Genomic DNA, 25,429 nt, shown 5'->3' with positions numbered 1-25,429 from the left:
CCGGAGACGGGGCCCGGCCCTTCGCGTGCCGTGCGGCCGCTTTGCTGCGGCGACGGCTGTGCGGCGGTGCGGGAAACGGTTCTGCGTGAGGCTGCTAGGCGGCGGTGCGCGAAGCCGACGAGAGCGGCTGCGAACTCGCGCCCTGCGGCGCCGGGTTGGCGGCTCCCGCGGCGGTGCGCGCGGGCGCCGAGCGCTGCGCGGGGACCCGCCGGGACGCGCGCACCAGCCGGAAGCCGGGGCCCGTCAGGGCGACGAAGACGCCAAGCGCGGTGGCGGCCACCGCAATGACCGCGACGCCCGGGCCCGAACGCGTCTGGGACAGCAGCAGCATGGCGAGTGCCGACAAGACGATGGTGACGGAGCCGTAGGCGAACTGTGCGGGGGTCGGACGCGGCATGGCGGAATCCGTCCTCGGAAGTCTGAAGATGAATGCGGGAGCCGATCAACGAAACGATCAACCCGGTACAAAAGGTACGCCGTCGAACGACTCTACGGTCCTCGATGCCCTAGGGGAAAGCTCGGTAAGCGTGACCTTACCCACGCCGTCGTTGCACAGGGGGCGCACGGACGCACGGCGCCCCTTCCGTCCCAACTGGCGGACGGCGCGCGTCACTTGAAGACGCCGGTGCCCGACTCTCCCCACGGAGCGCACCGGACGCCAGCCGGCCCTTGGCGCGGGGGAGTTCGCGGACGCGTTGGCCGGCGCGCTCGCGGGGCGTTGCAGAGTGTTCGCAACTGTAATCTCGGAGGGGTTCGACACAGGGGAGGCCGGCGTGCGGGGTGCCGCTGTCCGGGTGAACGGCGCGCCGGGGGGCCGGAGTTGGATGCCCGTGCCGCGGGGGAGAATACCAACACCCTTGCGGGGCAAGGGTGTTCGCCCTTCCCTGTGTCCGTGTGTGTGCGCACCGTGCGCGCCTGCCCGTGCGATCGGGCGAAGGGCCTGGCCTGCGCCCTAGGGGGAGTTTCCAGGTGTAAGCCCCAAACATCAGCGAAGTGCCGCGAGTTGACCTAATCGTGCATTCTTCGCAAAGCGGGCATAAAGGTGACAGGTTTCGGCCATAATGCGACGGGCAAGGTCATCTCAAGAGGCTTCAAGATCACGCAACTGGTCACGCACAGTAGGGAGATCACCCCCAAGGAGTGTTCTCCTGTAAATTGCTTTGCATCGTTGCAGGTCAAAACATGATCCCCCGTTACCCCCTAGCGGGCAGCGTCGGATCGCGTTTAGATGCCTACTGCGGACCTCGTCCGGGGCCCGCCGTCACGAATCTCGCGGGGGAGATGTTGATCATGTCCAGAGGTGGATACGCCGAGCTTCCCGACGGAAGCGTGGTCGTGGCTCTGACCCTGCCGCGGCCCGGTCACCGTCCGGCGCGGCTGCCCGCGCGGCGCACCGCCGCGCCCGATCCGTACCGGCGCCGCAGATGGTCGGCGCACGCCGACGAGGCGCACACGGTGCGGGCGGCATCGGCGGCCCGCCGGCCAGGTGAGGAGCCACGGGTGCGGGTGCTGGTGCACGCGCTGAACCGCTCCCGCGCCCTGACCCGGCTGCGGAATCTGGGCCTGCGCGCGGTGTATCTGAACGGCAACAGCGAGCCGCCCACGTCCGACGAGGTCACCGCCGTGCTGCACCACCCCGACGGCCTGGTGTGGCGCGCGACCCCCGAGGGCGACAGGGGCTCCTGGCACCCGATCACGACGCTGCTGAGGGCGGTGGCCTAGGGCGGGAGGCTGTCGGCGGTCTCGGCGCGGAAGCCGGGGCCGCCGCGCATGCGGGATCACGGCATGTGGTGTCACCGCATGTGGCGTCACGCAGAGTCACCCGCACAAACGGGGCCGAAGATCATCGCGGCTTCCGGGCGCGCGGCCCCGTGGCCGCCCCACGTGCAGTGGACCGGCGACCCCGTGACAAGCGGCCTCACTGCAAGAGCGGCTTGCCCGTCAACTCCACCCCCGCCGCGTGCAGTTCGTCCAGCGCGCGTTCCGTCGTGGACTCCGCGACCCCCGCGGTGAGGTCGAGCAGCACCTGGGTGCGGAAGCCCCTGCCGGCCGCGTCCAGTCCTGTGGCCCGTACGCAGTGGTCGGTGGCGATGCCGGCGATGTCCACCTCCCGCACGTCGCGGGCGCGCAGCCAGTCCTCCAGCGGGGTGCCGTGCTCGTCGGTGCCCTCGAAGCCGCTGTAGCCGGAGGAGTAGGCGCCCTTGTCGAAGACCGCGTCGATCGCCCCGGCCGCCACCGCCGGAGCGAAGTTCGGGTGGAAGCCCACCCCCTCCGTACCCGCCACGCAGTGCGGCGGCCAGGAGCGCTCGTAGTCGGGGTGGTCGGAGAAGTGCCCGCCGGGGGCGACGTGCGCGTCCCGGGTGGCGACCACATAGCGGTAGCCGGCCGAGGCGTCCCCGATCAGCTCGGTGATGGCGGCGGCCACATCGGCCCCGCCGGACACCGCGAGGCTGCCGCCCTCGCAGAAGTCGTTCTGCACGTCTACGACGATGAGTGCCCGATGCATGGTGCACGCCTTTCGCCTGGAGGTGGGGGCGGTCCGGTCGGCGGCTGCCCGCGCTCCGGCGGACGCGGCCGTACGGCCGGGGTTTCCCGTCCTGTACTGCACATGCCCGGCCGCTCCGGGCGTATCCCTCACAAACTGGTCACAACTGCTCGGTCGGGAGCACCGGTTCGCCGCGCGAGAGCTGGGTGGCCGACATGGGGAGCCTGACCAGCACCTCGGCGTGCCGGTCCCGCGCGGCGGACAGCGGCTCGCGGCCCACCACGTCGCCGCCGCGCACCAGCGGGACGTGCAGCAGCGAGTCCTTCAGCTCCTCCGGCACCTCGCCCGTGCCGACGACCTCGGAGCGCGCGACCCCGTCCTCGTCCAGCGGGCGCGCGGCCCACTTCGACCCGCCCACCGAGGTCTTTCCGCCCATGGACTTCTTGGCCACGGGGCGCAGCGGTGCGTCGGCCCCGTCCGACTCGGCGCGCGCGACGAGCTTGTAGACCATGGAGCAGGTGGGGTGGCCGCTCCCGGTGACGAGCTGGGTGCCGACCCCGTACGCGTCCACCGGCGAGGCGGCGAGCGAGGCGATGGCGTACTCGTCCAGGTCGCTGGTGACCACGATCCTGGTGTCCGTCGCGCCCAGCTCGTCGAGCTGCTGCCGCACCCGGTGCGCGAGCAGCAGCAGGTCGCCGGAGTCGATGCGTACGGCGCCGAGCCCGGGGCCCGCGACCTCCACGGCGGTGCGCACCGCCTCGGCCACGTCGTAGGTGTCCACCAGCAGCGTCGTACCGGCGCCGAGGGAGTCGACCTGGGCCTGGAAGGCGTCGCGCTCGCTGTCGTGCAGCAGGGTGAAGGCGTGCGCGCTGGTGCCGACGGTGGGGATCGCGTACCGGAAGCCGGCCGCGAGGTGGGAGGTGGAGTCGAAGCCCCCGACGTACGCGGCGCGCGCGGCGGCGACCGCGGCGAGCTCGTGGGTGCGCCGGGCGCCCATCTCCATCAGCGGCCTGCCGCCGGCGGCCGTGGCCATCCGCGAGGCGGCGGCCGCCACGGCGGAGTCGTGGTTGAGGATCGAGAGGATCACGGTCTCCAGCAGCACGCACTCGGCGAAGCTGCCCTCCACGCGCATCACAGGGGACCCGGGGAAGTAGACCTCCCCCTCGGGGTAGCCGTGGATGTCGCCGCTGAAGCGGTAGTCGGCGAGCCACTCCAGGGTCTCGCCGTCCACCACCCCGTTCTCCTCCAGGAAGGCGAGCTGGGCCTCGTCGAAGCGGAAGTTCTCCACGGCGTCCAGCACCCGCCCGGTGCCGCCGACCACGCCGTACCGGCGGCCGTCCGGGAGCCTGCGGGTGAAGACCTCGAAGACCGAGCGGCGCCCGGCGGTCCCGGCCCGCAGCGCGGCCCGCAGCATGGTGAGTTCGTACTGGTCGGTGAAGAGGGCCGTGGAGGGCACGGTCACCGGCAGTCCGCTGTCCGCTGAGTTCATGGGGCGAGCGTACCTCAGATCTCGTCAGGGTGACGATATCGGGGCTGCCGCGCCGCCGCGCCCCGCCCGTGCGGCCGCCCGGAAGCGGAGCGGACGGCGGGACCGTTTGCGCGACCCGCCCTCGGGGGTGGCAGCATGGGACGCGTGAGTGTCGCCCCCACGGAGATCGAACGCCCCGAATCCGCCGAGGAGCCCGTAGAGGTTCCGGAGCCGGACGTGCCCTGGGCCACGGTCGTGCACAACGACCCGGTGAACCTCATGAGCTATGTGACCTATGTGTTCCAGAGCTACTTCGGCTATCCGAAGGACAAGGCGAAGAAGCTGATGCTGGACGTCCACCACAAGGGCCGCGCCGTCGTCTCGACCGGCAGCCGCGAGGAGATGGAGCGCGACGTGCAGGCCATGCACGGCTACGGACTGTGGGCGACCCTCCAGCAGGACCGCTGATGGCGGGCTACTTCGAGGCGACGGGAGACGGCGGGGCCGCCGTCGCGCTGGACGAGGTCGAGATCTCCATCCTGCGCAGCCTGACCGTGCAGCTCCTGGAGCTGATCGGTCCCGGCGACGGTCCCGCGCCCGGCAGCGAGGCCGAGGCCGAGGCGGACCCGCTGGACGCGCTGTTCGCCGAGGGCCCCTCCGAGCTGCCCTCCGACCCGGTGCTCGCGCGGCTCTTCCCGGACGCGTACGGGGCAGGACCCGCGGCGGCGGAGAAGGGGGACAGCGAGGAGGACCGCGAGGCGTCCTCGGAGTTCCGCCGCTACACCGAGAACGATCTGCGCGCCGCCAAGCGCGAGGACGGCCTCGCGGTGGTGCGGGCGCTGGACGCGCTCACCCCGGCCGGCGACGCGGGCGCGGTGCTGCGGCTCGGCAAGCAGGAGTCGCGGCAGTGGCTCGGCGCGCTCAACGATCTCCGGCTCGCGCTCGGCACCCGCCTGGAGGTCTCCGAGGAGGACGACGGCAGCGGTCTGTACGCGCTGCCCGACTCCGACCCGCGCAAGCCGATGGTGATGGCGTACCTGTGGCTGGGCGGTCTCCAGGAGTCACTCGTCGAGACGCTCCTGACGTAACATCCGGGGCCTCTCCGGCGCAGCACGACGGTGCCGCTGATGGAACGTCAGCCTCCGTCGAGTACCGCTATATGCGGGGTAACGCCCGAATAACGAACACGTCACACCGCCCGGGAAGTTGCGTGTGATGTTCCCCCGTGTCCGCTTTGCCTGTGAACCACCTCACACGATCGCGTCTCGCTCCGTGGTACACCTGCACGATCTGCCGTCTCCCGCGCCACCCCTGTGGGTCTCGGCAATCGCCGATCCGGCCGACCGTCGGAGGGCGGGTACTCCATCCGGGGGGATCGGAACCCGGTCCGGGACATTCCGGACCGGTATGGAGAAAGGCGCAGGACACATATGACCTCTGAGCGGGTCGAGGACAGCACCGCGGCCACGGGCGGTAGCGGCGAGGGCGCCGGAGCCTCCGACGAGGGCTATCAGCGGGGACTGGGCAGCCGTCAGGTACAGATGATCGCCATCGGCGGCGCCATCGGCGTCGGGCTCTTCATGGGCGCCGGTGCGAACATCGTGAAGGCCGGACCCAGCATCATCTTGATGTACGCCCTCGCGGGCGTCGTCATCTTCTTCATCATGCGGGCGCTCGGCGAGCTCCTCATGTACCGGCCGGTCTCCGGCAGCTTCTCGGAATACGCGCGGGAGTTCCTCGGGCCGTTCTTCGGGTTCGTGACCGGCTGGACGTACTGGCTGCTGTGGGTGGTCACCGGCATGGCCGAGCTCACAGCGGCGGCGATATACATCCACTTCTGGTTCCCCGACATCCCGCAGTGGGTCAGCGCGCTGGTCTTCCTGGTCGTGCTGTTCGGGGTCAACCTGATCTCGGTGAAGGTCTTCGGCGAGGTCGAGTTCTGGTTCTCGATGATCAAGGTCACCGCGATCATCGGCATGATCGTGATCGGCCTCGGCGTGCTCACCCTCGGCTTCTCGCAGGCCGGTGACACCGCCGCGGTCAGCAACCTGTGGGCGCACGAGGGCTTCTTCCCCTCCGGCATCGGCTCCAGCCTGATGACGCTGCAGGGCGTGATGTTCGCGTACATCGCCGTCGAGCTGGTCGGCATCACCGCGGGCGAGAGCAAGGACCCGGAGAAGACGCTGCCCAAGGCGATCAACACGCTGCCCTGGCGCATCATCATCTTCTACGTGGGCTCGCTGACGGTCATCCTGTCCGTGGTCAAGTGGACCGAGTTCGGCGCCGACACCAGCCCGTTCGTCGCCGCCTTCGGCAAGATCGGCATCCCGCTCGGCGCCTCGATCGTGAACTTCGTGGTGCTCACCGCGGCCCTGTCGTCCTGCAACTCCGGCATGTACTCCACCGGGCGCATGCTGCGCGACCTGGCCGAGAACGCCGAGGCGCCGAAGGTCTTCTCCAAGCTCAACGTCCGGCAGAGCCCGGCGATCGGCATCACCGTCTCGGTGGTCCTGATGGGCATCGGCGTGGTCCTCAACTACGTCGTGCCGGAGAAGGCGTTCGCGTACGTCACCTCGGTGGCGACCGCCTGCGGCATCTGGACGTGGATGATGATCCTCATCAGCCACCTGAAGTACCGGCGCGGCGTGGTCGCGGGGCGGCTGCCCCGCTCGTCCTTCCCGGCGCCCGGCGGCAGCGTCTTCAGCTGGGTGGCGCTGCTCTTCCTCACGATGGTCCTGGTGATCGTCGCGCTGGACCCGACGGCCCGCATCTCGCTCTACGTCGGCGCCGGCTGGGGCGTGCTGCTGCTCATCGGCTGGTTCGGGTTCTTCCGCGAGAGCGCGGCGGCGCACCGCAGCGTCCACGGCTTCGACCGCAAGAAGGAGACCGTGGCGGCCGGCTCGTCCGGCGGCGACGCGTCCGGCGGGGCCGGCTCCGAGAGCTGATCCGCGTCCGCCACGGAGGGCCGGTCCGTACCGCTCGGGGGTACGGACCGGCCCTCCGTCGCGCGTGCTTATTCTGACGGCATGCTGACCATCACCCAGGAGCTGCACGACAAGATCGTCGCCCACGCGCGCGCCGACCACCCCGACGAGGCGTGCGGCGTCATCGCGGGCCCCGAGGGCACCGACCGCCCCGAGCGCTTCGTGCCGATGCTGAACGCGGCGCGCTCGCCCACCTTCTACGAGTTCGACTCGACCGACCTGCTCAAGCTCTACCGGGAGATGGACGACCGGGACGAGGAGCCGGTGGTGATCTACCACTCGCACACCGCCACCGAGGCCTACCCCTCGCGCACCGACATCTCCTACGCGAACGAGCCGAACGCGCACTACGTGCTGGTCTCCACCGCCGAGTGCGGGAACGAGGAGGGGCCCTTCTCCTTCCGCTCGTTCCGCATCGTCGAGGGCGAGGTCACCGAGGAGGAGGTCACGATCGTCGCCGGCTCCTGAGACGCGGGCCTCCGCTCCGGGGCCGCGGTGCCGGGGAATTCCGTATATGAGACGGAACGGTCCGCATCATGAAACACGCATCCGATTCGCGGCCCGGGAATCGTTACGATGAGCCCATGGTTGTCCACGGCGTGAGCGCACTCGAGAAGACCCCGGGCACGCTGCTCGTGGGGCGCCTGCACGTCGATCTGTGCCGCCTCGCCAGCGCGATCTGTCAGCCGGGCCGCCGCCGCGCGCCCGCGCCCCGCTGAGCGCGGAGGCACGGGCCCGGCCGCACGCGTGCGCGCCGTGCGGCCCCTCCCCGGCACCGCCCAGGGCGGCCGCTTCGTACTCCGTACAACCGGGTACGCGGCCGCGGTACGCCGCACGTACGCACCCACCTCTCCCGACAGGAGCTCCACCATGGCCATCGAGGTCCGCATCCCGACCATCCTCCGCACCTACACCGACGGCGAGAAGAAGGTGACCGGCGAGGGCGCCACCATCGGCGAGCTCTTCCAGGACCTCGACAAGCGCCACGAGGGCATCCAGGAGCGCGTCGTGGACGGCGGCGAGCTGCGCCGCTTCGTGAACGTCTACCTGAACGACGAGGACGTCCGCTTCCTCGGTGGCATCTCCACCGAGCTGAACGACGGCGACAGCGTGACCATTCTTCCGGCGGTCGCCGGGGGCTCGCGCTGATGCGCTACGACTCTCCGCTGGCGGCCGTGGGCAACACCCCGCTCGTACGGCTGCCGCGCCTGTCGCTCTCCGAGGACGTGCGGATCTGGGCCAAGCTGGAGGACCGCAATCCGACGGGCTCGGTCAAGGACCGCCCGGCCCTCCACATGATCGAACAGGCCGAGAAGGACGGCAGGTTGACCCCGGGGTGCACCATCCTGGAGCCGACCTCGGGCAACACCGGCATCTCGCTGGCGATGGCGGCGAAGCTCAAGGGCTACCGCATCGTGTGCGTCATGCCGGAGAACACCAGCGAGGAGCGGCGCCAGTTGCTGGCCATGTGGGGCGCGGAGATCATCTCCTCGCCCGCGGCCGGCGGCTCCAACACCGCGGTCCGGGTGGCCAAGGAGAAGGCGGCCGAGCACCCGGACTGGGTGATGCTCTACCAGTACGGCAACGCCGACAACGCGGGCGCCCACTACGCCACCACCGGTCCGGAGATCTACGCGGACCTGCCCTCGGTCAGCCACTTCGTGGCCGGGCTCGGCACCACGGGCACGCTGATGGGCGCAGGACGCTATCTGCGCGAGCGCAATCCGGACATGAAGATCGTCGCCGCCGAGCCGCGCTACGACGACCTGGTGTACGGGCTGCGCAACCTCGACGAGGGCTTCGTCCCCGAGCTGTACGACGAGTCGGTGCTCACCACGCGCTTCTCGGTCGGCTCCGAGGACGCGGTCACCCGCACCCGCGAACTCCTCGCCCAGGAGGGCATCTTCGCGGGCGTCTCCACCGGTGCCGCGCTGCACGCGGCGATCGGCATGGGCCGCAAGGCGCAGCGCGCGGGGGAGAGCGCGGACATCGTCTTCATCGTCGCCGACGGCGGCTGGAAGTACCTCTCCACCGGCATCTACACGGCCGAGTCCACCGACGCCGCGGTGGAGGCGCTCCAGGGCCAGCTCTGGGCCTGAGGCTCCGGGCCTGAGCCACCCCTTTTCCGGCTGCGGCGGGCGTACGGGATCCCGTCCCCGCCGCACCGGAAAGCCCTCCGGTCCGGCTCTCCGGCACGGCCCTCGCGCGGACCTCGTGCGGCCTCGTACGCGGTGCCGCCACCGGGCCGGGCGAAGCCGGGCACGCATGTACGACGTGTGCCGGGGGACCCGGTGGAAATGGGACCGCAGGCGCGCAAAGGAAAGGGAGCACTGGGGGAACGGCGCATATCGGTGCGCGCTCCGCGGGCAACTCGCTACCCCGGGCCGGTGATTCCGCCCACACCGGGCCCCTCCGGCGGAGTCATCCGCAGCCACGCACCTTACGCTCGGGAAATCCCCCCTCACCCCGCGCCCAGGGCACGGGGTGCTCCGCACCGGCCGCCAACGGAGGTTCCCGCTCCATGAAGCTCACCGTCGTCGGCTGCTCCGGGTCGTTCCCGTCCGCGGACTCGGCCTGCTCGAGCTACCTCGTCGAGGCCGACGGCCACCGGCTGCTCCTCGACATGGGCAACGGCGCCCTCGGCGAGCTGCAGCGCCACTGCGGTCTCTACGACCTGGACGCCATCGCGCTCAGCCACCTGCACGCCGACCACTGCATCGACATGTGCGCCTACTGGGTGGCGCGTTACTACCGGTTCGAGGGCGGCCGGTGCGCCCCGATACCGGTGCACGGCCCGGCCGGTACGGAGGAGCGGCTGGTCGCCGCGTACGGGGACCTGCCCTCGGACAAGGCGATGAGCGAGGTCTTCGACTTCCGCACCCTCGGCGCCGGCGCCTCCTTCGAGCTGGGCCCGCTCTCGGTGCGCGCCGAGCCGGTGGCGCACCCGGTCGAGGCGTACGCCTTCCGCATCGAGCACAGGGAGAGCGGGCGGACGCTGGTGTACTCCGGGGACACGGGCCCCTGCGAGGAGCTGGGCGAGCTGGCGCGCGGCGCCGACCTCTTCCTGTGCGAGGCGTCGTTCACGCACGGCAAGGAGGACATCCCGGACCTCCACCTGAACGGTCTGGAGGCCGGCGAGTGCGCCCAGGAGGCGGGCGCCGGGCGGCTGGTCCTCACCCACGTGCCGCCGTGGACCGACGCGCAGATCAACCTCAGGGACGCCAAGTCCACCTTCGAGGGCCCCGTCGAACTGGCCAGGCCGGGCGCGGTCTACACGGTCTGAGCGCCTCGCCGCCGTACGCGGCCTCGTACGCGGTCCCGTACGCGTCCTCGTACGCCGAAGGGCCCGGAACCTGGGAGCGGTTCCGGGCCCTTCGCCGTGTGCGCGGCTGAGGGGAGCGCTACTTGGAGAGCGCTTCCTTGTCCTCCTTGGCCATCTCCTCCTCGGGCTCGCGGCCCGGGGTGGGGATGTCGAACTTCGTGATCGCGTAGCGGAAGACGGCGTAGTAGACCGCGGCGAAGCACAGGCCGACCAGGGCCAGCATCCAGGGCTTGGAGGCGATGCCCAGGTTGAGCAGGAAGTCGATCGCGCCCGCCGAGAAGCCGAAGCCGTCCTTCATGCCGAGCGCCCAGGTCAGGGCCATCGAGACGCCGGTGAGCACCGCGTGGATGCCGTACAGCACCGGGGCGATGAACATGAAGGTGAACTCGATGGGCTCGGTGACGCCGGTGACGAAGGCGGTCAGCGCGAGCGAGAACATCATGCCGCCGACGGCCTTGCGGCGCTCGGGGCGTGCGCAGTGGACGATCGCGAGGCAGGCGGCCGGGAGCGCGAACATCATGATCGGGAAGAAGCCGGTCATGAACTGCCCGGCGCTGGGGTCGCCCGCCAGGAAGCGCGCGATGTCGCCGTGCTTGCCGTCGTACGAGCCCGCCTGGAACCACGGGAAGGAGTTCAGCAGGTGGTGCATGCCGACGGGGATCAGCGCGCGGTTGGCGACGCCGTAGATGCCCGCGCCGGTGGCGCCCGAACCGACGAGCCACTCGCCGAAGTTGTGCAGCCCGGTGCCGAGGACCGGCCATATGTAGCCGAACACGACGGCGATGACCAGGCCGGCGAACGAGGAGAGGATCGGCACCAGGCGGCGGCCGCCGAAGAAGCCGAGCCACTCGGGGAGCTTCTTGCGGTGGTAGCGCTGGTAGAGCAGCGCGACCACGATGCCCATCACGACGCCGCCCAGCACGCCGGCGTCCACGGCGGGCGCCGCTTGGACGATCTTCCCGCCCTCGACCTTGGGCTCGGTGGGCATGCTCGGGTCGGTGAAGGTGCCCAGCACGTTCTTGAAGACCAGGTAGCCGACGACGGCGGCGAGGCCCGTCGAGCCGTCCGCCTTCTTGGCGAAGCCCACCGCGATGCCGACCGCGAACAGCAGCGGCATGTTGTCGAGCAGGGCGCTGCCGCCGGAGTTCAGGAACTCCGCGATGCGGTTCAGGAAGGCGGGGAAGCCGTCCCGCCCGAGCATGTCGTCCTGGCCCAGCCGCACCATCAGCGCCGCTGCGGGCAGGGTGGCGATCGGCAGCATCAGGCTGCGGCCGATCCGCTGGGCGGTGGCCATCGCTCCCGACCCCCGCTTCTTCGCGGGAGCCGCGGCGGCGTCCGTACTCATCGATCCTCCTGGAGGGCGGGCGCTGCTTGGGGGACGGTCCGCGAGGTGGTCAGTCTCGTTCAGCGCCACAACAGTGGTTTAGACCATTCTTAACATGGCGGCGGCACCACACGGAACGGCCGAATCCCAATGGTTATGCGGCGCGGCACCCGCCCCTCCCGGCACACGCAGGCGGCCCCCAAGTCCGGTGACTCGGGGGCCGCTTGGCGCGCGGAGCGTGCCTACGGGGAAGGGGTGCTGCTCAGGGGTGGTGGAGTGGCTGGTTCCCGCGGCTCACTTCACGTTCTCCTGCTCGATCTCCTCGGCCAGCTCCTCGGGTTCGCGCCCCGGGGTCTTCAGGTCGAATTTCGCGATCACGAACCGGAAGACCACGTAGTACACCACCCCGAAGCAGAGCCCGATCGGGATGATCAGCCAGGGCTTCGTCGCCAGGCTCCAGTTGATCACGTAGTCGATGAACCCCGCCGAGAAGCTGAACCCGTCGTGCACCCCCAGCGCCCAGGTCACCCCCATGCAGACGCCGGTGAGCACCGCGTGCAGCGCGTACAGCAGCGGCGCGATGAACATGAAGGAGAACTCCAGCGGCTCGGTCACGCCGGTGACGAAGGAGGTCAGCGCGACCGAGAGCATCATGCCGCCGACCACCTTGCGCCGCTCGGGCCGCGCGGCGTGGGTGATGGCCAGCGCGGCCGCCGGGAGCGCGAACATCATGATGGGGAAGAACCCCGAGGTGAACTGCCCGGCCGTCGGGTCGCCCGCGAGGAAGCGGTTGATGTCGCCGTGCACCACCGAACCGTCCGGCTTGGTGAAGTCCCCGAACTGGAACCACATGAAGGTGTTCAGGAACTGGTGCATCCCGATCGGGATCAGCGCCCGGTTCGCGAGGCCGTAGATCCCCGAGCCCCACGAGCCCAGGTCCACCATCCACTTGGAGAAGCTCGTCAGCGCGTCGCCGACCGGCGGCCACACCCACAGGCACAGCACCGAGAAGACCAGCGCCACGAAGGCCATGAGGATCGGGACAAGACGCCGCCCGTTGAAGAAGCCCAGCCAGTCCACGAGCTTCACCTTGTGGAACCGCTGCCAGAACCACGCCGCGAGCAGCCCCATCACGATGCCGCCGAAGACGCCGGGGTTCTGGTACGCGGCGGGCTCGGTCGAGCCGTCCTTGGCCACGCACGCGCCGTCGCTGAACGTCATGCCCCCGGTGCACTCGGGGAACTGGTGGAGGATGTTGTAGTACACGAGGAACCCGGCGACGGCGGCCAGCGCCGTGGAGCCGTCCGCCTTCTTCGCCATCCCGATCGCGACGCCCACGCAGAACAGCAGCGGCAGGCCCAGCGAGGAGTCCAGCAGCGCGCTGCCCGCGCCCATGAAGACCTTGGCGACGTCGTCCCAGCCGAGCCCCTCGGCGCCGAACACGTCGTCCTGGCCGAGCCGGTTCAGGATGCCGGCCGCAGGGAGCACCGCGATGGGGAGCTGGAGGCTGCGGCCCATCTTCTGCAGGCCCTGGAAGAGCCCGGCCGACCACTTCTTCCCTGAGGCGCCTCCGGCCTTCCCCGAGGAGCCGCCGCCCCGCGCCGCCGCGGATGTGGAACTCACGAGCCGCCTCCCGACCGCGCCGGCGCCCCCGGGAACCGGAGCACCGGCCGCTTGACGCATACTGGTGTAGACCTCTATGGGCGCTATGCTCCGGGCAGCGACCGGGGCACAACGCCGGGTGAGCGCCATAATTCGCCACAGGGCGGGCATACGCCCGCGAACGTGGTCTGAACGTGGGCTAGCGTGAGGAATCCCCGCCTCCCGGCGGGACTCCGCCGCTCCGAGACATCAGGAGAGAGACATGGCCAGCAAGGCTGAGAAGATCGTCACCGGGCTCGGCGGCCTGGACAACATCGAAGAGGTGGAGGGCTGCATCACCCGCCTCCGCACCGAGGTGGCCGACGCCGACCTCGTCGACGAGGCCGCGCTCAAGGCGGCCGGCGCGCACGGCGTCGTGAAGATGGGCACCGCCATCCAGGTCGTCATCGGCACTGACGCCGACCCGATCGCCGCGGAGATCGAAGACATGATGTGAGCCTCCGGGCTCACCGGGGCGCGTCCGGCTCCCGCTTCCGGTTCCGCACGGCGCCCCGACTCCCGTACGGCCAAGGCCTGTTCCCTCCCGGAACGGGCCTTTCCGTATGGGCGGGCTAGGCTCGCCCCATGTCACGTATCGACGGCCGTACGGCCGACCAGTTGCGACCCGTCACCATCGAGCGCGGCTGGAGCAAGCACGCCGAGGGTTCCGTCCTCGTCTCCTTCGGCGACACCAGGGTCCTGTGCACCGCGAGCGTCACCGAAGGGGTGCCGCGCTGGCGCAAGGGCAGCGGCGAGGGCTGGGTGACCGGCGAGTACGCCATGCTGCCGCGCGCCACCAACACCCGCGGCGACCGCGAGTCGGTCCGCGGCAAGATCGGCGGCCGCACCCATGAGATCTCCCGCCTCGTCGGGCGGTCGCTGCGCGCGGTGGTCGACTTCAAGGCGCTCGGCGAGAACACGATCGTCCTCGACTGCGATGTGCTCCAGGCCGACGGCGGCACCCGCACCGCCGCCATCACCGGCGCCTATGTGGCGCTGGCCGACGCGGTCTCCTGGGCGCAGCAGAAGAAGCTCGTCCGGGCCAAGGCCCAGCCGCTCACCGGCGCCGTCTCCGCGATCAGCGTGGGCATCGTCGACGGCGTCCCGCTGCTCGACCTCTGCTACGAGGAGGACGTGCGGGCCGAGACCGACATGAACGTCGTCTGCACCGGCGACGGCCGCTTCGTGGAGGTCCAGGGCACCGCCGAGGGCGAGCCCTTCGCGCGCGAGGAGCTGGACTCGCTGCTGGACCTCGCGGTCAAGGGCTGCGCCCAGCTCGACGGCGCCCAGCGCACCGCGCTCGGGGACTGAGCGCGGGGACCGAGCGCGGGACTCCGGGCCGCGGAATTCCGGGGCGGTCGCGAGGAATCCGGGGCGGTTACGAGGAAGAGGCGCGGGCAGGGAAACTTTGCCGTCCCTTGAAGCGTCCTTAGAAGTACGGGCCGTGCGGGTCGAACCGTACGGCCCGTCCAGCCTCCGGCTCCGCGCGCCCGCGGGGGCCGCGTACCCCGGAAGGAAGCACCGTGCGCCGCACGCCCGTCCGTCTCGCAGTCGCCCTCGGCACCACGGCGATATCCGCCCTCGCCCTCACCGGCTGCGGAGCCGTCGACAAGGCGCTGGACTGCGCCCGCACCGCGACCGCCGTCGCGCAGGCGGCCGACGACCTCCAGCAGGCCGCCTCCGACGCCACGGAGAATCCGGAGCAGGCACAGCGGTCCCTCGACAAGATCGACAAGAACCTCGACACGATCGGCGACAGCACCGGCGACACGGACGTCAACAAGGCCGTGGACGACCTGAGTTCCTCGGTGCAGGACGCCCGCAAGGACCTGGACGCGGGCCGCACACCCGACACGGGCAAGGTCGGCGACGCGGCCGACGAGCTGACGGGAGTGTGCAAGCCGAGCTGAGGGCCGTGAGCGGGGCTTGAGTCCGTGAGCGGGGCTTGAGTCCGTGAGCCGGGCCGAGACCCGTACGCCGAGCCGGGATCCGTACGGGCCGCGACGCGGGGGAGCGGGGAGCCGCACATGGCGGGCGGGATAATCGCCCCATGAGCACCCCGAACACCCCCGCAGCCCAGCGGCTGATCCTGGCCACCCGCAACGCCCACAAGGTCACCGAACTCCGCGCGATCCTCGCCGAGTCGGGCCTCGACCTGGACCTGGTCGGCGCCGACGCGTATCCGGAGATTCCGGACGTCAAGGAGACCGGCGTGACCTTCGCGGAGAACGCCCTGCTCAAGGCGCGCGCCCTCGCCGAGGCCACCGGCGTTCCCGCCATCGCGGACGACTCCGGGCTGTGCGTGGACGTGCTGGGCGGCGCACCCGGCATCTTCTCCGCGCGCTGGGCGGGGCGGCACGGCGACGACAAGGCCAACCTCGACCTGCTGCTCGCCCAGCTCTCCGACATCGCCGAGGAGCACCGCGCCGCGCACTTCGCCTGCGCCGCCGCGCTCGCGCTCCCCGACGGCACCGAGCGCGTGGTGGAGGGGCAGCTCAGGGGCACCCTGCGGCACGAGCCCTCGGGTTCCGGCGGCTTCGGGTACGACCCGGTGCTCCAGCCCGACGGGGAGACCCGCACCTGCGCCGAGCTGAGCCCCGAGGAGAAGAACGCGATCAGCCACCGCGGGAAGGCGTTCCGGGCGCTGGTGCCCGAGCTGCGGCAACTGCTGGGCTGAGCACGGCGAAGGGGCGGCACTCGTGGTGCCGCCCCTTCGGTCTCGGTGTAGGCCCGGTGGGATTCGAACCCACGACACATGGTCCCTAAAACCACTCTCTCTAGCCGCTGGAGTACGGGCCCAACAGCCGGACACTCTACCGGCTAGGGGCTGCGTTTCGAGAAGGTCCTCGTCTGGCTGTGGCAGGAAGGGCAGAGGTAACGGAGGTTCGTGAGGCGGTTGTCCAGACGGTCGCCGTTGACGTGGTCGATCTCCAGTACGAGCCGGCTGCCCTGCCACATGTCGCCCAGCCCGCACGCGGCACACAAGTGCGGAACTCCCGTCTCGTCGAGCGCGCGCCGGAGTGTGGCGGTCTGCGTGCGGGCCTGTCCCCGAGGCCGGCGTACGAGCACATCTGCCGCCTTCCTGCGGTGCGGCGACGGCTGCCCGGAGGCATGTGCTTGGCCGGTGAAGTGTTCGGTGGACAGGCCGTGTTCGTCAATGCTCCGTTTGACCAGCTCGCGCCCGGCCCCGGTGTCGGGGAGGCTGAGGAGGAGCAGAGTCCGCCGCAGGCTGCGCGCAGACGCGACTGCCGGGACCAGCCGCTCCAGCGGCAGCACTTCGCGGTGGCGGCGTCCGCTGGTGAAGTGCGAGGTGTCGATGCCGTAGCGGTCGAGCTGCTTGCGGATGTGGGTGTACGACCAGCCCTCTGACGGCACCTCCATGTGGACGAGCATCTCCCGGATGCTGTGGCAGCGGGCGGCCGATTCCGCCAGGCGTTCTCTCGGGTACGAACGCCGCGGGCGCTCCGGCAGGGGTTCGTCGGCGAAGTGCGAGGTGTCGATGCCGTAGTGCACCAGACGCCGACGGAGGTAGGCCTTGGTGCGGCTGCCCGGCGGCACACCCAGTCTGCGCAGGAGGTCCACGTAGCTACGGGAATCCGCGGCGGCGCCTTCGAGCCGCTCCTTCCGGAAAGCCTCGTACCGCTTCATGCCGCGGCCTTCCGTTTCCGGCCGCGGTATGTGTCCGTCACGGCGTGGCAGTTGGGGCACAGCAGCGCGAGGTTCTCCGGACGGTTGTTCCACCAATCGCCGTTGAGGTGGTCCACCTCCAGCCGGAGCGGTCTGCCGTTCCACTCCGGACCGGTGCCGCAGCGGGCGCACACCTCCGGAACGCCCGTGCGCAGCAGGGCCCTCCGGAGCCGGTCGCCGCGCACCCGGCCGTCGGCGGGGCGGCCCAGGGAGAGGACGTCCTGGCGGGCGGCTCCGGCAGCCCGCCGCGGCCGAGGCGCCCGGTCGAAGTGCGTGGTATCGACGCCCGAGGTGGCGATACGGCGGGCTATGTGCGCCTGGTTGCCTCCGACCGGCGCGAGGCCGAGGTGGCGCACCACCTCCGTGATGCTGTGGGAGACCCGGACGGCCTCCCGGAGCCGTCTCTCCGTGTGCCGGACGCCTTCGCGGTCCAAGTGCGAGGTGTCGATGGCCCATCGGGCGATCAGCTTGCGCGCGTAACTCCGGCTGCCCGGAGTCGGGTTCCTGCCCAGTCGCGTGAGGGCTTCCGTGAGCGTCCTGGATTCCGCCACTGCCTCGGCGAGACGCTCGCGTACGTATGGGCCGGGACCGGCCATGCTGCCCCCGTGTGCTCGCCTGTGTGATCCCCCGTCGCACAGGTAAACGACAATTCGCGTGCGGGGTTACGCACACACCACGGCGCGGAGGTCCCGAGGCGCCCGGGTGTGCGGGCGCCTGGGGCCTCCGCGCCGTGTGCGGACCGAGGATTCAGCGTGTGCGGGTGGTGCTCAGAACGCGGGATCCTGTCCCTGCGCGCGCGCCATGTCCTCGGCCTCCTTCTTGGTGGCGACCGCGGGCGGCGAGCCCTCCAGGGGCTTGCGCGCGGTCTCCTTGAGGCAGGCGACGGCGACGATGCCGATCAGCCCGGCGAAGGAGGCGTAGTAGGCGGGCGCCATCTTGTCGTGCGTGGCGTTGACCAGGTACGTCATCACGCCCGGCGCGGTGCCGCCGAAGGCCGCGACGGCGATGTTGTAGCCGATCGACAGGCCGCCGTAGCGCACGTCGGTGGAGAACAGCGCGGGCAGCGTCGCCGACATGGTGCCCAGCAGGCAGACCAGGCAGGCGCCGAGGATGAGCAGCCCGAGCAGCACGAAGACGAAGCTGCCGAGCTGGAACAGCCAGAACGCGGGAACCGAGAGCACCAGGAAGCCGACCATTCCCGCCATCAGCACGGGCTTGCGGCCGATGCGGTCGTTGAGGTGCCCGACCCGGTGGATCACGGCCATCATCGCGACCATGGCGATGATGGCGGCGATGAGTTCCATGGAGCTGCCGTAGCCCAGCGAATCCGTGAGATACGCGGGCATGTACGAGGTCAGCATGTAGTGGCAGATGTTGTACGCGGCGACCAGCCCGATGCAGATGAGCAGCCGCTGCCACTGGCCGGCGAAGAGCTCCTTGAACTCCTTCTTCGGCGCGTTTTCGGAAAGGACCGGCATGTCCTTTTCCGTGCCGTTTCCATTGTTCTCGCCGTTGCCGTTCCCGCCGTTTCCGTTGGCGGTGGAGGCGGCCGCCCTGGCGTTCTGGTTGGCGTTCGCCGCGTGCTGTTCGGCGGCCATCTTCTGGAACGCGGGCGTCTCGTCCAGCTTCATCCGCAGATACAGACCGACGAGGCCGATGGGCCCGCCGATGAGGAACGGGATGCGCCAGCCCCAGGACTCCATCGCGTCGGTGCCGAGCCCGGTGTTGAGCACCAGGATGAGCGCGGCGGCGCCGGTGTACCCGGCGAGGGTGCCGAACTCCAGGTAGCTGCCGAAGAATCCGCGCTTCTTGTCCGGCGCGTATTCGGCGATGAACGTGGCGGCGCCGCCGTATTCACCGCCGGTGGAGAAGCCCTGCACCATGCGGCACACCAGCAGAAGGATCGGGGCGGTGAGACCGATGGCGGAGTAGGTGGGCAGCAGACCGATGCAGAAGGTCCCGATGGCCATCATGATCATGGTCAGGGCCAGGACCTTCTTGCGGCCGATGCGGTCGCCGAGCGGGCCGAAGAACAGCCCGCCGAGCGGCCGCACCAGGAAGGACGCCGCAAATGTGGTGAACGAGAGCAGCAACTGTGCCGCGGGTGTGCCCGGGAAGAACACCTTTCCGATGGTCACCGCGAGATAGGCATAGATGCCGAAGTCGAACCACTCCATGGCATTGCCGAGCGCGGCGGCCTTGGTGGCGCGCTTGACGGTCTTCTCGTCGGTGACGGTGATGTCACTGCGACGGATTTTCGGCTGTAGTCTGCGCTTCATCGCCCGGTAAAGCGTCCGGTGCCGTTTCGCGGCTTCCGGATCCGGCGGCGCGGGGGCCTCGGTGTGCATGGCTTTATCTGTACCGCACTCCGGGCCCCTTACTCCTCATAGGCCGTCAGGAGTGGTGTCCGTCACGTTTGAGCGCCGTTCCCGCGGGGTTGGTCCGGCCGTTCCGTACGGAAGCGCGGTACCCCGCAGGGGAGTTCGGCGCGTGCGCGGGCAGCGGGTGAGGCCCTGTGCTCAGCCCTCGAGGCCCAGGTCCCTGATGAGCTTGGCGACGTGGCCCGTGGCCTTGACGTTGTAGAGCGCGCGCTCCACCTTTCCGTCCTCGTCCACGATGACGGTGGAGCGGATGACGCCGGTGACGGTCTTTCCGTACAGCTTCTTCTCGCCGAAGGCGCCGTACGCCTCCATCGTCTCCTTTGCCGGATCGCCGACCAGCGTGACCTTCAGGTCTTCCTTTTCCCGGAACTTCGAGAGCTTTTCCGGTTTGTCCGGGGAAATGCCGATGATGTCGTAGCCATTGCCCGCGAGCAGTTCCAGATTGTCGGTGAAGTCGCACGCCTGCTTGGTGCAGCCGGGGGTCATGGCGGCCGGGTAGAAGTACACGATGACCTTGCGCCCGCGGTGACCTGCGAGCGAGACCTCGTTGCCGTCGGCGTCGGGCAGGGTGAAGTCCGGGGCGGTGTCGCCCGGCTGCAGTCGCTCGCTCATGCGCGCTCCTCCGAGTAAGGGTCCAGGTAGGGCGGGTGCCCGTACGCGCTTGAGCGTACCTATCGGGGGTGCCGTGGGGCGCGGGCCCCGGAGAGCTGACAGACTGTCCGGATACCAGCACGTATCACGTACGAGACAGCGACGGAGGCAGCGCGGTGCCGGAAGCCAGGACCCCCGCGGACATCGAGGCGGACATCGTCCGCAGGCGGCAGGATCTCGCCGTCGCGCTGGACGAGATCGCGGTGCGGGTGCATCCGAAGACGATCATCGGCGACGCCAAGGCGAAGGCGGCGGCCGCGGTGGACCGCACCGCGGGCCGCGCCTACGTGGCGGCCAACAGGGCGGTGTCCGACGTGCGTTCGCAGTTCGTCGGCGAGGACGGCGCCCCGCGCATGGAGCGCGTGGTGCCCGCGGCCGTGCTGACCGTCGCCGTGGTCGGCGGCCTGTTCGCGCTGCGGCGGCGGCGCGACTGACGTCCGGCGCTCCACGGCGCTGAGATACGGTTCTGGCCGTGAGTTCGCAGACACCTTCCTCCGACGCGTCGCGCGGCGCCGCGCCGCACCACGACAAGCTGCCGATCCGGATGCTGCACGACCGGGTCCTCGTGCGCACCGACATCGACGAGGGCGAGCGGCGCTCGTCCGGCGGCATCGTCATCCCCGCGACGGCCGCCGTCGGCCGCCGTCTGAGCTGGGCCGAAGTGGTCGCCGTCGGGCAGAACGTGCGGACCGTCGAGGTCGGCGACCGGGTGCTGTACGACCCGGAGGACCGGGCCGAGGTCGAGGTGCGCGGCGTCGCCTACGTGCTGATCCGCGAGCGCGACCTGCACGCGGTGGCCGCCGAGCGGCTCCAGGGCTCGGACGACTCGACGGGGCTGTACCTCTGAGACGGCTCCGCAAGGACGGATGAAAAGGGGCGCCCCGCGTGGGGGCGCCCCTTTCGCGTACGTACGGCCGCCCCGTACAGCCTCCGGGCCTTCCCGTACGAACCTCCCGTACGAACCCCGCTCAGTGCCCCGACGTGGCCTTCAGGCCCACGACGGCGACGAGGAGCAGGGCGACGAAGAAGATCCGGGCCGCGGTGGCGGGCTCGCCCAGCGCGAACATGCCGACGATCGCGGCGCCGGCGGCGCCTATGCCCACCCAGACCCCGTACGCGGTGCCGACCGGCAGCGTCTTGGTGGCCTGGGCCAGCAGGCCCATGCTCGCGGCGATTCCGAGGACGACCCAGACGGTGGGCCACAGGCGGGTGAAGCCCTCGGTGAACTTCATCCCGATCGACCAGCCGACCTCCAGCACGCCGGCTACGACAAGCATGATCCACGCCATGACGGCACCTCCAATGAACGGATCACTGCGGGGTGCGTCGTCTTTGCGTTGGACCCGGTACGACGCGTCTCGTCGGGTGCTTCCGACTGTAACAAAAGGGACGGCGGGCGAGATGTGCCCTTGATCACCAGGGCATCGCCGGGGCTTCACCAGGGCGCTAGTAGACGCCCTCCGTAGTGCCCTCGTCCCAGCCGCCGCCGGCGTCCGTGCCGTCCGTGGCGCCGCCGTTGATGTCGCCGCCGGGCCCGCCGATGTCGCCGCCAGGACCGCCGTTGCCGCCGTTGGCGCCGCCGTTCCCGTTGCCCCCGTTGCCGTTGCCGCCGTACGGGAAGGACGGGGTGGTCGGCGGTGTCGTGGGCGGCGTCGGGATGTCCGTCGGGGTCGGCAGGTCGGTGGGCGGCGCCGAGCTGGAGGGCGGCTCGCTGGTCGGCGCCTCGCTGCTGGGCGGCGCCGAGGTGGGCGCCTCGCTGGTGGGCGGCGGCGGGCTGCTCGGGATGGTGCCCTCGCCCGCGGTGTCCAGGTCGAAGTCCTTGACCGGCTTACCCTGCAGGGCCTCCCGGGTGTACTGGCTCCAGATCTCCGCGGGGAAGCCGCCGCCGTTGACCCGGGGCATTCCCGCGGCGCCGTACAGCGACTTCTGCGCGCCGGTGTCGCTGTTCTGGCCCATCACGCTGATCACGGTGGCCAGTTCGGGGGTGTACCCGGCGAACCAGGCGGCCTTGTCCTCCTCGGCCGTGCCGGTCTTGCCCGCCGCGGGGCGGCCCGCCTCCTTGGCCGCCGTGCCGGTGCCGCCCTCGACCACGCTCTTGAGCACGGCGGTCGTGGAGTCGGCCGCCTCCCTGGGCACGAGCTGGCGCGCGTTGCGGTCCGGCAGGTCGATGACCTCGCCGCCCCTGGTGGCCTTCTCGACCAGCGAATAGTGGCCGCGCTTCCCGTGGTTGGCGAGGGTCGCGTACGCCTCGGCCATGTCCTGCGTGGAGGCGGTGGCGACGCCGAGCGCGATCGAGCCGTCGGCCGGCATGTTCGGGGTCCTCTTGGGGAGCCCGAGGTCGATCGCGGTGTCCTTGACCTTCTGCGGGCCGACGTCCACGCCCATCTGCGCGAACACCGCGTTGACCGACTTGTCCATGGCGGTGCTCACCGGGATCTGCCCGTACGACTTGTGGTCCTCGTTCTCCGGCGCGTACCCGGTGCCGCGGCCGTCGTTGGTGACCTCGCGCTTGTTGGTGCCGTCGTAGGTGCTGTTGGCGGTGATCGGCTGGCCGTCCTGGGTCATCGACCCGTTCTGCCGCGCCGAGGTGAAGATGAACGGCTTGAAGGTGGAGCCGACCTGGTAGTCGCGGCGGGTCGCGTTGTTCACGTACTGCTGCACGTAGTCGCGGCCGCCGTACATCGCGACGATCTTGCCGGTCTGCGGGTCGACCGACGTGCCGCCGGCGCGCACGTACTTGTCCACCGGGCGGCTCTTCTTGTCCAGTTGGGACATCAGCCGGTCGTTGACGGCCTTCCGCATGGCCTTCTGCTTCTTCGGGTCCAGCGTGGTGGTGATCCGGAAGCCGCCGGCCGCGAGCCGCTTCTCGTCGATGATGCCGTTGTCGGTGAGGTAGTTCTTGACCGCCTCGACCAGGTAGCCGCGCTGCCCGGACAGGCCCGTCGGGGGCTTCGCCGGGTCGGGGTCGGGGAACTTCATGGTGCTGCGGTCGGACTGGCTGAGCCAGCCCTCCTTGACCATGCCGTCGAGCACGTAGTTCCAGCGGGCCTGCGCGCGGCCCTTGTTCTCCGGGTGGGCCTGGGTGTCGTACGCGTTGGGGGAGTTGACCAGCGCGGCGAGGTAGGCGCCCTCGGCGGTGGTCAGGTCGACCGCGTCCTTGCCGTAGTACGCCTGGGCCGCCGCCTGGATGCCGTACGCGTTCCGGCCGAAGTAGCTGGTGTTGAGATAGCCGAGGAGGATGTCGTTCTTGCTCACCTCGCGGTCGAGCTTGAGCGAGATGAAGAACTCCTTGGCCTTGCGGGTGACCGTCTGCTCCTGGCCCAGGTAGTAGTTCTTCACGTACTGCTGGGTGATGGTGGAGCCCGACTGCCTGCCACCGCCGGTGACCATGTTCCAGCCGGCCCGCAGCATGGCCTTCGGGTCGACGGCCGACTCGTGGTAGAAGTCCCGGTCCTCGGCGGCCAGTACGGAGTGCTGCGCGGTCTCCGGGATCTGCGAGAGGCTGACGTTCTCGCGGTTCACCTCGCCCTCGCGGGCCAGTTGGGATCCGTCGGAGTAGAGGAAGACGTTGGACTGGGCCGCGGCGGCCGAGTTCGGCGCGGGGATGCTCACCAGCAGATAGCCGGCCACGAAGAGGCCGGAGAAGACCAGCAGGAGCAGCAGCAGTCCGCCCAGCGTCATCCGCCAGGTGGGAATCAGCCTGCGCAGCCCGGTCCTGCGCGGTCCGCCCCCGCCCTCGGCCCTGGGCTCCCAGCCCTCGGCGCCGTTGGTCTTCGGCTCGTCACTCATATCCGCTCAGGACCCCTCGTCCAGTTCCGGGCGAACCCGTTTTCGCGCCCCGTAGAACACCGTTGGAACACTGTTGCATCTCCCGCACCGGCCGGTGCGGAGCGGCTCGACCACTCGCGGGTACCCGGCGGCCCGTATGGGCCCGTGGTCCTCACCCCTTCAGGTGAGCGGACCCCGTGTGCCCGCTCGCCGTCCCGGCACCCCTCAAATAGACGGTGAACGGGGGCGAATGGATGCGCGAGTGACCGCAATGTGACCCGAGTGACTGGGAAACGACGGGCCGCGCCCGGCCGGACAGGCCGTCCGGCACCCGCGCGCTCAGAGCTTCGCCGGGGAGGAGCCCTTCAGCGCCCGCAGGTCCAGGGCCTCGGCCATGGCCCGGTAGCCGTTGTCGCTCGGGTGCAGGTGGTCGCCCGAGTCGTACGCGGGCCGGAGCCGGTTGGGGTGCGCGGGGTCGCGCAGCGCCGCGTCGAAGTCCACCACGGAGTCGAAGACCCGGCCCGCCCTGATCTGGTCGTTGACCGCCTGCCTGATGGCGTCCAGGTGCGGCTGGTAGCCCCGGTGCCCGCCGAACGGCGTGAGGGTGCCGCCGACGACCTTCAGGCCGCGCGCGTGCGCCTGCCGTACGAGGTCCTGGAGGCCGCGCACGATGCGCTCGGGGTCCCGCTGCCGCGGGGGCTTGAGGATGTCGTTGAGGCCGAGCTCCACGACGACGGCCTTCACGTTGGTCTGCGAGAACACGTCCCGGCCCATCCGGCTGATGCCGCTGGGGCCGTTGTTCGGCGAATACCGGGTGCCGTCGACCAGGGTCCTGTTCCCGCTGATCCCGCCGTTGATCACGCTCAGCCGCGGGGCCCCGCGCTCGGTGCGCAGCCGCTCGGCGAGGAAGTCGGTCCAGCGGCGATTGGCGCCGGGGCTGGAGGTGATGCCGTCGGTGATCGAGTCGCCGAGCACCGCGACGGCGCCGCGGGTCTCCCGGGACCAGACGTCCACGCCGGAGAGATAGCGCCAGTAGGGGCTCTGCTGCGTGAAGGCGGTCCCCGCGCCGTCCTCGGCCCTGTCACCGCGCGCCACGTAGCTGGTCTGGCGTGCGTACGGGTGGTACGTGACCGGGCCAGAGGGCGTGGGGGAGTACGTGGTGATCAGCAGGTCGGCGGCCGGCGGGACGTTGAGCCGCACCGCGTCGCTGGTGATCGCGCCGCCCGCCGGGATCGTCACGGAGGGGCTGTTGCCGAAGGTGAGCCGCCGCATGCTGCCGCTCGCCGCGGTGGGATTGCTGGGCGCGGCCGCCAGCGCCATGGTGGCGTGCGAGATGATCAGCGGGCGGGTGCCGAACAGGTTGGAGAGCTTGATCCGGGCGCCGGTGCCGCCCACGGAGGTGTGCACGACGTTGCGTATCGAGTGCCCGGCGAAGCCGTCCTCTGTGCGCGGCTCGGCCGCCGCCGGGGGAGCGCCCCAGGTGCCGGTCCAGGCGCCCGAGGAGGCCGGATAGGCGGGGTCGCCCCCGTCGCCGAAGCCGTCGCCCAGCCCGCTGCCGTCGCTGCCCACGCCGATGAACAGCGCGGTCGAGACGAGCACCACGACCGCTGCGAAACCGGCGAGCAGGGCATAACCCATGTTCCTGGTCATGCGCGGTGTGACTCCTCGGGCAAGCGGAGCCCGCGGCTCCGGAACGGCGGCTTTTTCATGATCCCACG

Annotated in this window: 27 protein-coding genes, 1 tRNA gene and 1 riboswitch; of the genes, 15 read left to right on the top strand and 13 right to left on the bottom strand. The window is 70.5% G+C overall.

Annotated elements, in window-relative coordinates; translation table 11 throughout:
- Positions 1-94: 94 nt before the first annotated feature.
- Complete coding sequence (locus ABEE00_RS29895; RefSeq protein ID WP_345748854.1) at positions 95-397, bottom strand: hypothetical protein; 303 nt, start codon at positions 395-397, stop codon at positions 95-97.
- Between the two features lie 1,058 nt (positions 398-1,455).
- Here ABEE00_RS29895 and ABEE00_RS29890 point away from each other — a divergent pair.
- Positions 1,456-1,722, top strand: coding sequence for a hypothetical protein (locus ABEE00_RS29890; RefSeq protein ID WP_345748923.1), 267 nt, complete (start codon positions 1,456-1,458; stop codon positions 1,720-1,722).
- Positions 1,723-1,918: 196 nt separating this feature from the next.
- On the opposite strand, the gene ABEE00_RS29885 is transcribed toward ABEE00_RS29890, so the two are convergent.
- Both ABEE00_RS29885 and ABEE00_RS29880 read right to left on the bottom strand, forming a co-directional pair.
- On the bottom strand, positions 1,919-2,506 hold the full coding sequence (locus tag ABEE00_RS29885; RefSeq protein ID WP_345748853.1) for an isochorismatase family protein: 588 nt from the start codon (positions 2,504-2,506) through the stop codon (positions 1,919-1,921).
- Positions 2,507-2,645: 139 nt separating this feature from the next.
- Positions 2,646-3,974 carry a nicotinate phosphoribosyltransferase gene (locus ABEE00_RS29880; RefSeq protein WP_345748852.1) on the bottom strand — a complete coding sequence of 443 codons (1,329 nt, stop codon included), beginning with the start codon at positions 3,972-3,974 and terminating at the stop codon, positions 2,646-2,648.
- 135 nt (positions 3,975-4,109) lie between these two features.
- Between ABEE00_RS29880 and clpS the strand changes: the two genes are divergently transcribed.
- The 8 genes from clpS (at position 4,110) to ABEE00_RS29840 (ending at position 10,220) form a co-directional block, all read left to right on the top strand.
- Positions 4,110-4,421, top strand: a complete 312-nt coding sequence (clpS, locus tag ABEE00_RS29875; RefSeq protein ID WP_345748851.1) for an ATP-dependent Clp protease adapter ClpS — start codon at positions 4,110-4,112, stop codon at positions 4,419-4,421.
- Positions 4,421-5,041: a DUF2017 domain-containing protein gene (locus ABEE00_RS29870; protein WP_345748850.1), complete on the top strand. Its 621-nt coding sequence runs from the start codon at positions 4,421-4,423 to the stop codon at positions 5,039-5,041. The genes clpS and ABEE00_RS29870 overlap by 1 nt, the downstream gene beginning before the upstream one ends.
- Positions 5,042-5,383: 342 nt before the next feature.
- Positions 5,384-6,898, top strand: coding sequence for an amino acid permease (locus tag ABEE00_RS29865; RefSeq protein WP_345748849.1), 1,515 nt, complete (start codon positions 5,384-5,386; stop codon positions 6,896-6,898).
- A gap of 81 nt (positions 6,899-6,979) precedes the next feature.
- Positions 6,980-7,405 (top strand): M67 family metallopeptidase, encoded by a 426-nt coding sequence (locus tag ABEE00_RS29860; RefSeq protein ID WP_345748848.1) that lies wholly within the window; start codon positions 6,980-6,982, stop codon positions 7,403-7,405.
- A gap of 116 nt (positions 7,406-7,521) precedes the next feature.
- Positions 7,522-7,656 carry a putative leader peptide gene (locus ABEE00_RS29855; RefSeq protein ID WP_345748847.1) on the top strand — a complete coding sequence of 45 codons (135 nt, stop codon included), beginning with the start codon at positions 7,522-7,524 and terminating at the stop codon, positions 7,654-7,656.
- 151 nt (positions 7,657-7,807) lie between these two features.
- A complete protein-coding gene (locus tag ABEE00_RS29850) occupies positions 7,808-8,086 on the top strand; it encodes a MoaD family protein (RefSeq protein ID WP_345748846.1) in 279 nt (92 codons plus the stop codon).
- Complete coding sequence (locus ABEE00_RS29845; protein ID WP_345748845.1) at positions 8,086-9,036, top strand: PLP-dependent cysteine synthase family protein; 951 nt, start codon at positions 8,086-8,088, stop codon at positions 9,034-9,036. The genes ABEE00_RS29850 and ABEE00_RS29845 overlap by 1 nt, the downstream gene beginning before the upstream one ends.
- Before the next feature lie 422 nt (positions 9,037-9,458).
- Positions 9,459-10,220 carry an MBL fold metallo-hydrolase gene (locus ABEE00_RS29840; protein ID WP_345748844.1) on the top strand — a complete coding sequence of 254 codons (762 nt, stop codon included), beginning with the start codon at positions 9,459-9,461 and terminating at the stop codon, positions 10,218-10,220.
- Between the two features lie 118 nt (positions 10,221-10,338).
- Here ABEE00_RS29840 and ABEE00_RS29835 read toward each other — a convergent pair whose 3' ends face one another.
- Both ABEE00_RS29835 and ABEE00_RS29830 read right to left on the bottom strand, forming a co-directional pair.
- Entirely contained in the window at positions 10,339-11,604 is a 1,266-nt protein-coding gene (locus ABEE00_RS29835; RefSeq protein WP_345748843.1) for a PTS transporter subunit EIIC, read from the bottom strand.
- A 273-nt stretch (positions 11,605-11,877) separates the two neighbouring features.
- Positions 11,878-13,101, bottom strand: a complete 1,224-nt coding sequence (locus tag ABEE00_RS29830) for a PTS transporter subunit EIIC (protein ID WP_345748922.1) — start codon at positions 13,099-13,101, stop codon at positions 11,878-11,880.
- A gap of 295 nt (positions 13,102-13,396) precedes the next feature.
- Here ABEE00_RS29830 and ABEE00_RS29825 point away from each other — a divergent pair, with 295 nt between their 5' ends.
- From ABEE00_RS29825 to rdgB, 4 genes are all read left to right on the top strand, one after another.
- Positions 13,397-13,681 (top strand): PTS sugar transporter subunit IIB, encoded by a 285-nt coding sequence (locus tag ABEE00_RS29825; protein ID WP_345748921.1) that lies wholly within the window; start codon positions 13,397-13,399, stop codon positions 13,679-13,681.
- 128 nt (positions 13,682-13,809) lie between these two features.
- Positions 13,810-14,535, top strand: coding sequence for a ribonuclease PH (gene rph / locus ABEE00_RS29820; protein ID WP_345748842.1), 726 nt, complete (start codon positions 13,810-13,812; stop codon positions 14,533-14,535).
- A gap of 212 nt (positions 14,536-14,747) precedes the next feature.
- Complete coding sequence (locus tag ABEE00_RS29815; protein ID WP_345748841.1) at positions 14,748-15,134, top strand: hypothetical protein; 387 nt, start codon at positions 14,748-14,750, stop codon at positions 15,132-15,134.
- Between the two features lie 140 nt (positions 15,135-15,274).
- Complete coding sequence (rdgB, locus tag ABEE00_RS29810) at positions 15,275-15,901, top strand: RdgB/HAM1 family non-canonical purine NTP pyrophosphatase (protein WP_345748840.1); 627 nt, start codon at positions 15,275-15,277, stop codon at positions 15,899-15,901.
- Positions 15,902-15,949: 48 nt separating this feature from the next.
- Here rdgB and ABEE00_RS29805 read toward each other — a convergent pair.
- The 5 genes from ABEE00_RS29805 to bcp all read right to left on the bottom strand — a co-directional run bounded on the left by ABEE00_RS29805 (position 15,950) and on the right by bcp (position 19,904).
- A tRNA-Leu gene (locus tag ABEE00_RS29805) sits at positions 15,950-16,023 on the bottom strand.
- A gap of 21 nt (positions 16,024-16,044) precedes the next feature.
- Positions 16,045-16,872 (bottom strand): HNH endonuclease signature motif containing protein, encoded by an 828-nt coding sequence (locus ABEE00_RS29800; protein WP_345748839.1) that lies wholly within the window; start codon positions 16,870-16,872, stop codon positions 16,045-16,047.
- Positions 16,869-17,507, bottom strand: coding sequence for an HNH endonuclease signature motif containing protein (locus ABEE00_RS29795; protein ID WP_345748838.1), 639 nt, complete (start codon positions 17,505-17,507; stop codon positions 16,869-16,871). Before ABEE00_RS29795 ends, ABEE00_RS29800 begins: the two co-directional genes overlap by 4 nt.
- Before the next feature lie 171 nt (positions 17,508-17,678).
- Positions 17,679-19,259, bottom strand: coding sequence for an MFS transporter (locus ABEE00_RS29790; RefSeq protein ID WP_345748837.1), 1,581 nt, complete (start codon positions 19,257-19,259; stop codon positions 17,679-17,681).
- Positions 19,260-19,430: 171 nt separating this feature from the next.
- Positions 19,431-19,904, bottom strand: a complete 474-nt coding sequence (gene bcp / locus ABEE00_RS29785) for a thioredoxin-dependent thiol peroxidase (protein ID WP_345748836.1) — start codon at positions 19,902-19,904, stop codon at positions 19,431-19,433.
- Positions 19,905-20,059: 155 nt separating this feature from the next.
- On the opposite strand from bcp, the gene ABEE00_RS29780 reads away from it, so the two are divergent.
- Both ABEE00_RS29780 and ABEE00_RS29775 read left to right on the top strand, forming a co-directional pair.
- Positions 20,060-20,377: a DUF3618 domain-containing protein gene (locus tag ABEE00_RS29780; protein WP_345748835.1), complete on the top strand. Its 318-nt coding sequence runs from the start codon at positions 20,060-20,062 to the stop codon at positions 20,375-20,377.
- 110 nt (positions 20,378-20,487) lie between these two features.
- Complete coding sequence (locus ABEE00_RS29775; protein ID WP_345748920.1) at positions 20,488-20,790, top strand: GroES family chaperonin; 303 nt, start codon at positions 20,488-20,490, stop codon at positions 20,788-20,790.
- Positions 20,791-20,911: 121 nt separating this feature from the next.
- On the opposite strand, the gene ABEE00_RS29770 is transcribed toward ABEE00_RS29775, so the two are convergent.
- The 3 genes from ABEE00_RS29770 to ABEE00_RS29760 form a co-directional block, all read right to left on the bottom strand.
- Entirely contained in the window at positions 20,912-21,232 is a 321-nt protein-coding gene (locus tag ABEE00_RS29770) for a DMT family transporter (RefSeq protein ID WP_345748834.1), read from the bottom strand.
- Positions 21,233-21,263: 31 nt separating this feature from the next.
- A riboswitch (guanidine-III (ykkC-III) riboswitch) is annotated at positions 21,264-21,330 on the bottom strand.
- A 59-nt stretch (positions 21,331-21,389) separates the two neighbouring features.
- Complete coding sequence (locus tag ABEE00_RS29765; RefSeq protein ID WP_345748833.1) at positions 21,390-23,732, bottom strand: transglycosylase domain-containing protein; 2,343 nt, start codon at positions 23,730-23,732, stop codon at positions 21,390-21,392.
- A 318-nt stretch (positions 23,733-24,050) separates the two neighbouring features.
- Positions 24,051-25,361 (bottom strand): SGNH/GDSL hydrolase family protein, encoded by a 1,311-nt coding sequence (locus tag ABEE00_RS29760; protein WP_345748832.1) that lies wholly within the window; start codon positions 25,359-25,361, stop codon positions 24,051-24,053.
- Positions 25,362-25,429 lie beyond the last annotated feature (68 nt).

The organism is Streptomyces odontomachicola, from assembly GCF_039605595.1.
In the GTDB taxonomy this organism is placed as follows: domain Bacteria; phylum Actinomycetota; class Actinomycetes; order Streptomycetales; family Streptomycetaceae; genus Streptomyces.
Note: the sequence above shows the minus strand (reverse complement) of the source record. Positions and strands in the feature narration are given on the sequence as shown.

Coding starts and splice junctions, on each gene's coding strand:
- clpS (WP_345748851.1), top strand. CDS start 4,110: ATGGGACGCGTGAGTGTCGCCCCCACGGAGATCGAACGCCCCGAATCC.
- ABEE00_RS29770 (WP_345748834.1), bottom strand. CDS start 21,232: ATGGCGTGGATCATGCTTGTCGTAGCCGGCGTGCTGGAGGTCGGCTGG.
- ABEE00_RS29800 (WP_345748839.1), bottom strand. CDS start 16,872: ATGAAGCGGTACGAGGCTTTCCGGAAGGAGCGGCTCGAAGGCGCCGCC.
- bcp (WP_345748836.1), bottom strand. CDS start 19,904: ATGAGCGAGCGACTGCAGCCGGGCGACACCGCCCCGGACTTCACCCTG.
- ABEE00_RS29760 (WP_345748832.1), bottom strand. CDS start 25,361: ATGACCAGGAACATGGGTTATGCCCTGCTCGCCGGTTTCGCAGCGGTC.
- ABEE00_RS29895 (WP_345748854.1), bottom strand. CDS start 397: ATGCCGCGTCCGACCCCCGCACAGTTCGCCTACGGCTCCGTCACCATC.
- ABEE00_RS29880 (WP_345748852.1), bottom strand. CDS start 3,974: ATGAACTCAGCGGACAGCGGACTGCCGGTGACCGTGCCCTCCACGGCC.
- ABEE00_RS29855 (WP_345748847.1), top strand. CDS start 7,522: ATGGTTGTCCACGGCGTGAGCGCACTCGAGAAGACCCCGGGCACGCTG.
- ABEE00_RS29790 (WP_345748837.1), bottom strand. CDS start 19,259: ATGCACACCGAGGCCCCCGCGCCGCCGGATCCGGAAGCCGCGAAACGG.
- ABEE00_RS29765 (WP_345748833.1), bottom strand. CDS start 23,732: ATGAGTGACGAGCCGAAGACCAACGGCGCCGAGGGCTGGGAGCCCAGG.
- ABEE00_RS29885 (WP_345748853.1), bottom strand. CDS start 2,506: ATGCATCGGGCACTCATCGTCGTAGACGTGCAGAACGACTTCTGCGAG.
- rdgB (WP_345748840.1), top strand. CDS start 15,275: ATGAGCACCCCGAACACCCCCGCAGCCCAGCGGCTGATCCTGGCCACC.
- rph (WP_345748842.1), top strand. CDS start 13,810: ATGTCACGTATCGACGGCCGTACGGCCGACCAGTTGCGACCCGTCACC.
- ABEE00_RS29860 (WP_345748848.1), top strand. CDS start 6,980: ATGCTGACCATCACCCAGGAGCTGCACGACAAGATCGTCGCCCACGCG.
- ABEE00_RS29835 (WP_345748843.1), bottom strand. CDS start 11,604: ATGAGTACGGACGCCGCCGCGGCTCCCGCGAAGAAGCGGGGGTCGGGA.
- ABEE00_RS29845 (WP_345748845.1), top strand. CDS start 8,086: ATGCGCTACGACTCTCCGCTGGCGGCCGTGGGCAACACCCCGCTCGTA.
- ABEE00_RS29870 (WP_345748850.1), top strand. CDS start 4,421: ATGGCGGGCTACTTCGAGGCGACGGGAGACGGCGGGGCCGCCGTCGCG.
- ABEE00_RS29830 (WP_345748922.1), bottom strand. CDS start 13,101: ATGGGCCGCAGCCTCCAGCTCCCCATCGCGGTGCTCCCTGCGGCCGGC.
- ABEE00_RS29840 (WP_345748844.1), top strand. CDS start 9,459: ATGAAGCTCACCGTCGTCGGCTGCTCCGGGTCGTTCCCGTCCGCGGAC.
- ABEE00_RS29850 (WP_345748846.1), top strand. CDS start 7,808: ATGGCCATCGAGGTCCGCATCCCGACCATCCTCCGCACCTACACCGAC.
- ABEE00_RS29865 (WP_345748849.1), top strand. CDS start 5,384: ATGACCTCTGAGCGGGTCGAGGACAGCACCGCGGCCACGGGCGGTAGC.
- ABEE00_RS29775 (WP_345748920.1), top strand. CDS start 20,488: ATGCTGCACGACCGGGTCCTCGTGCGCACCGACATCGACGAGGGCGAG.
- ABEE00_RS29795 (WP_345748838.1), bottom strand. CDS start 17,507: ATGGCCGGTCCCGGCCCATACGTACGCGAGCGTCTCGCCGAGGCAGTG.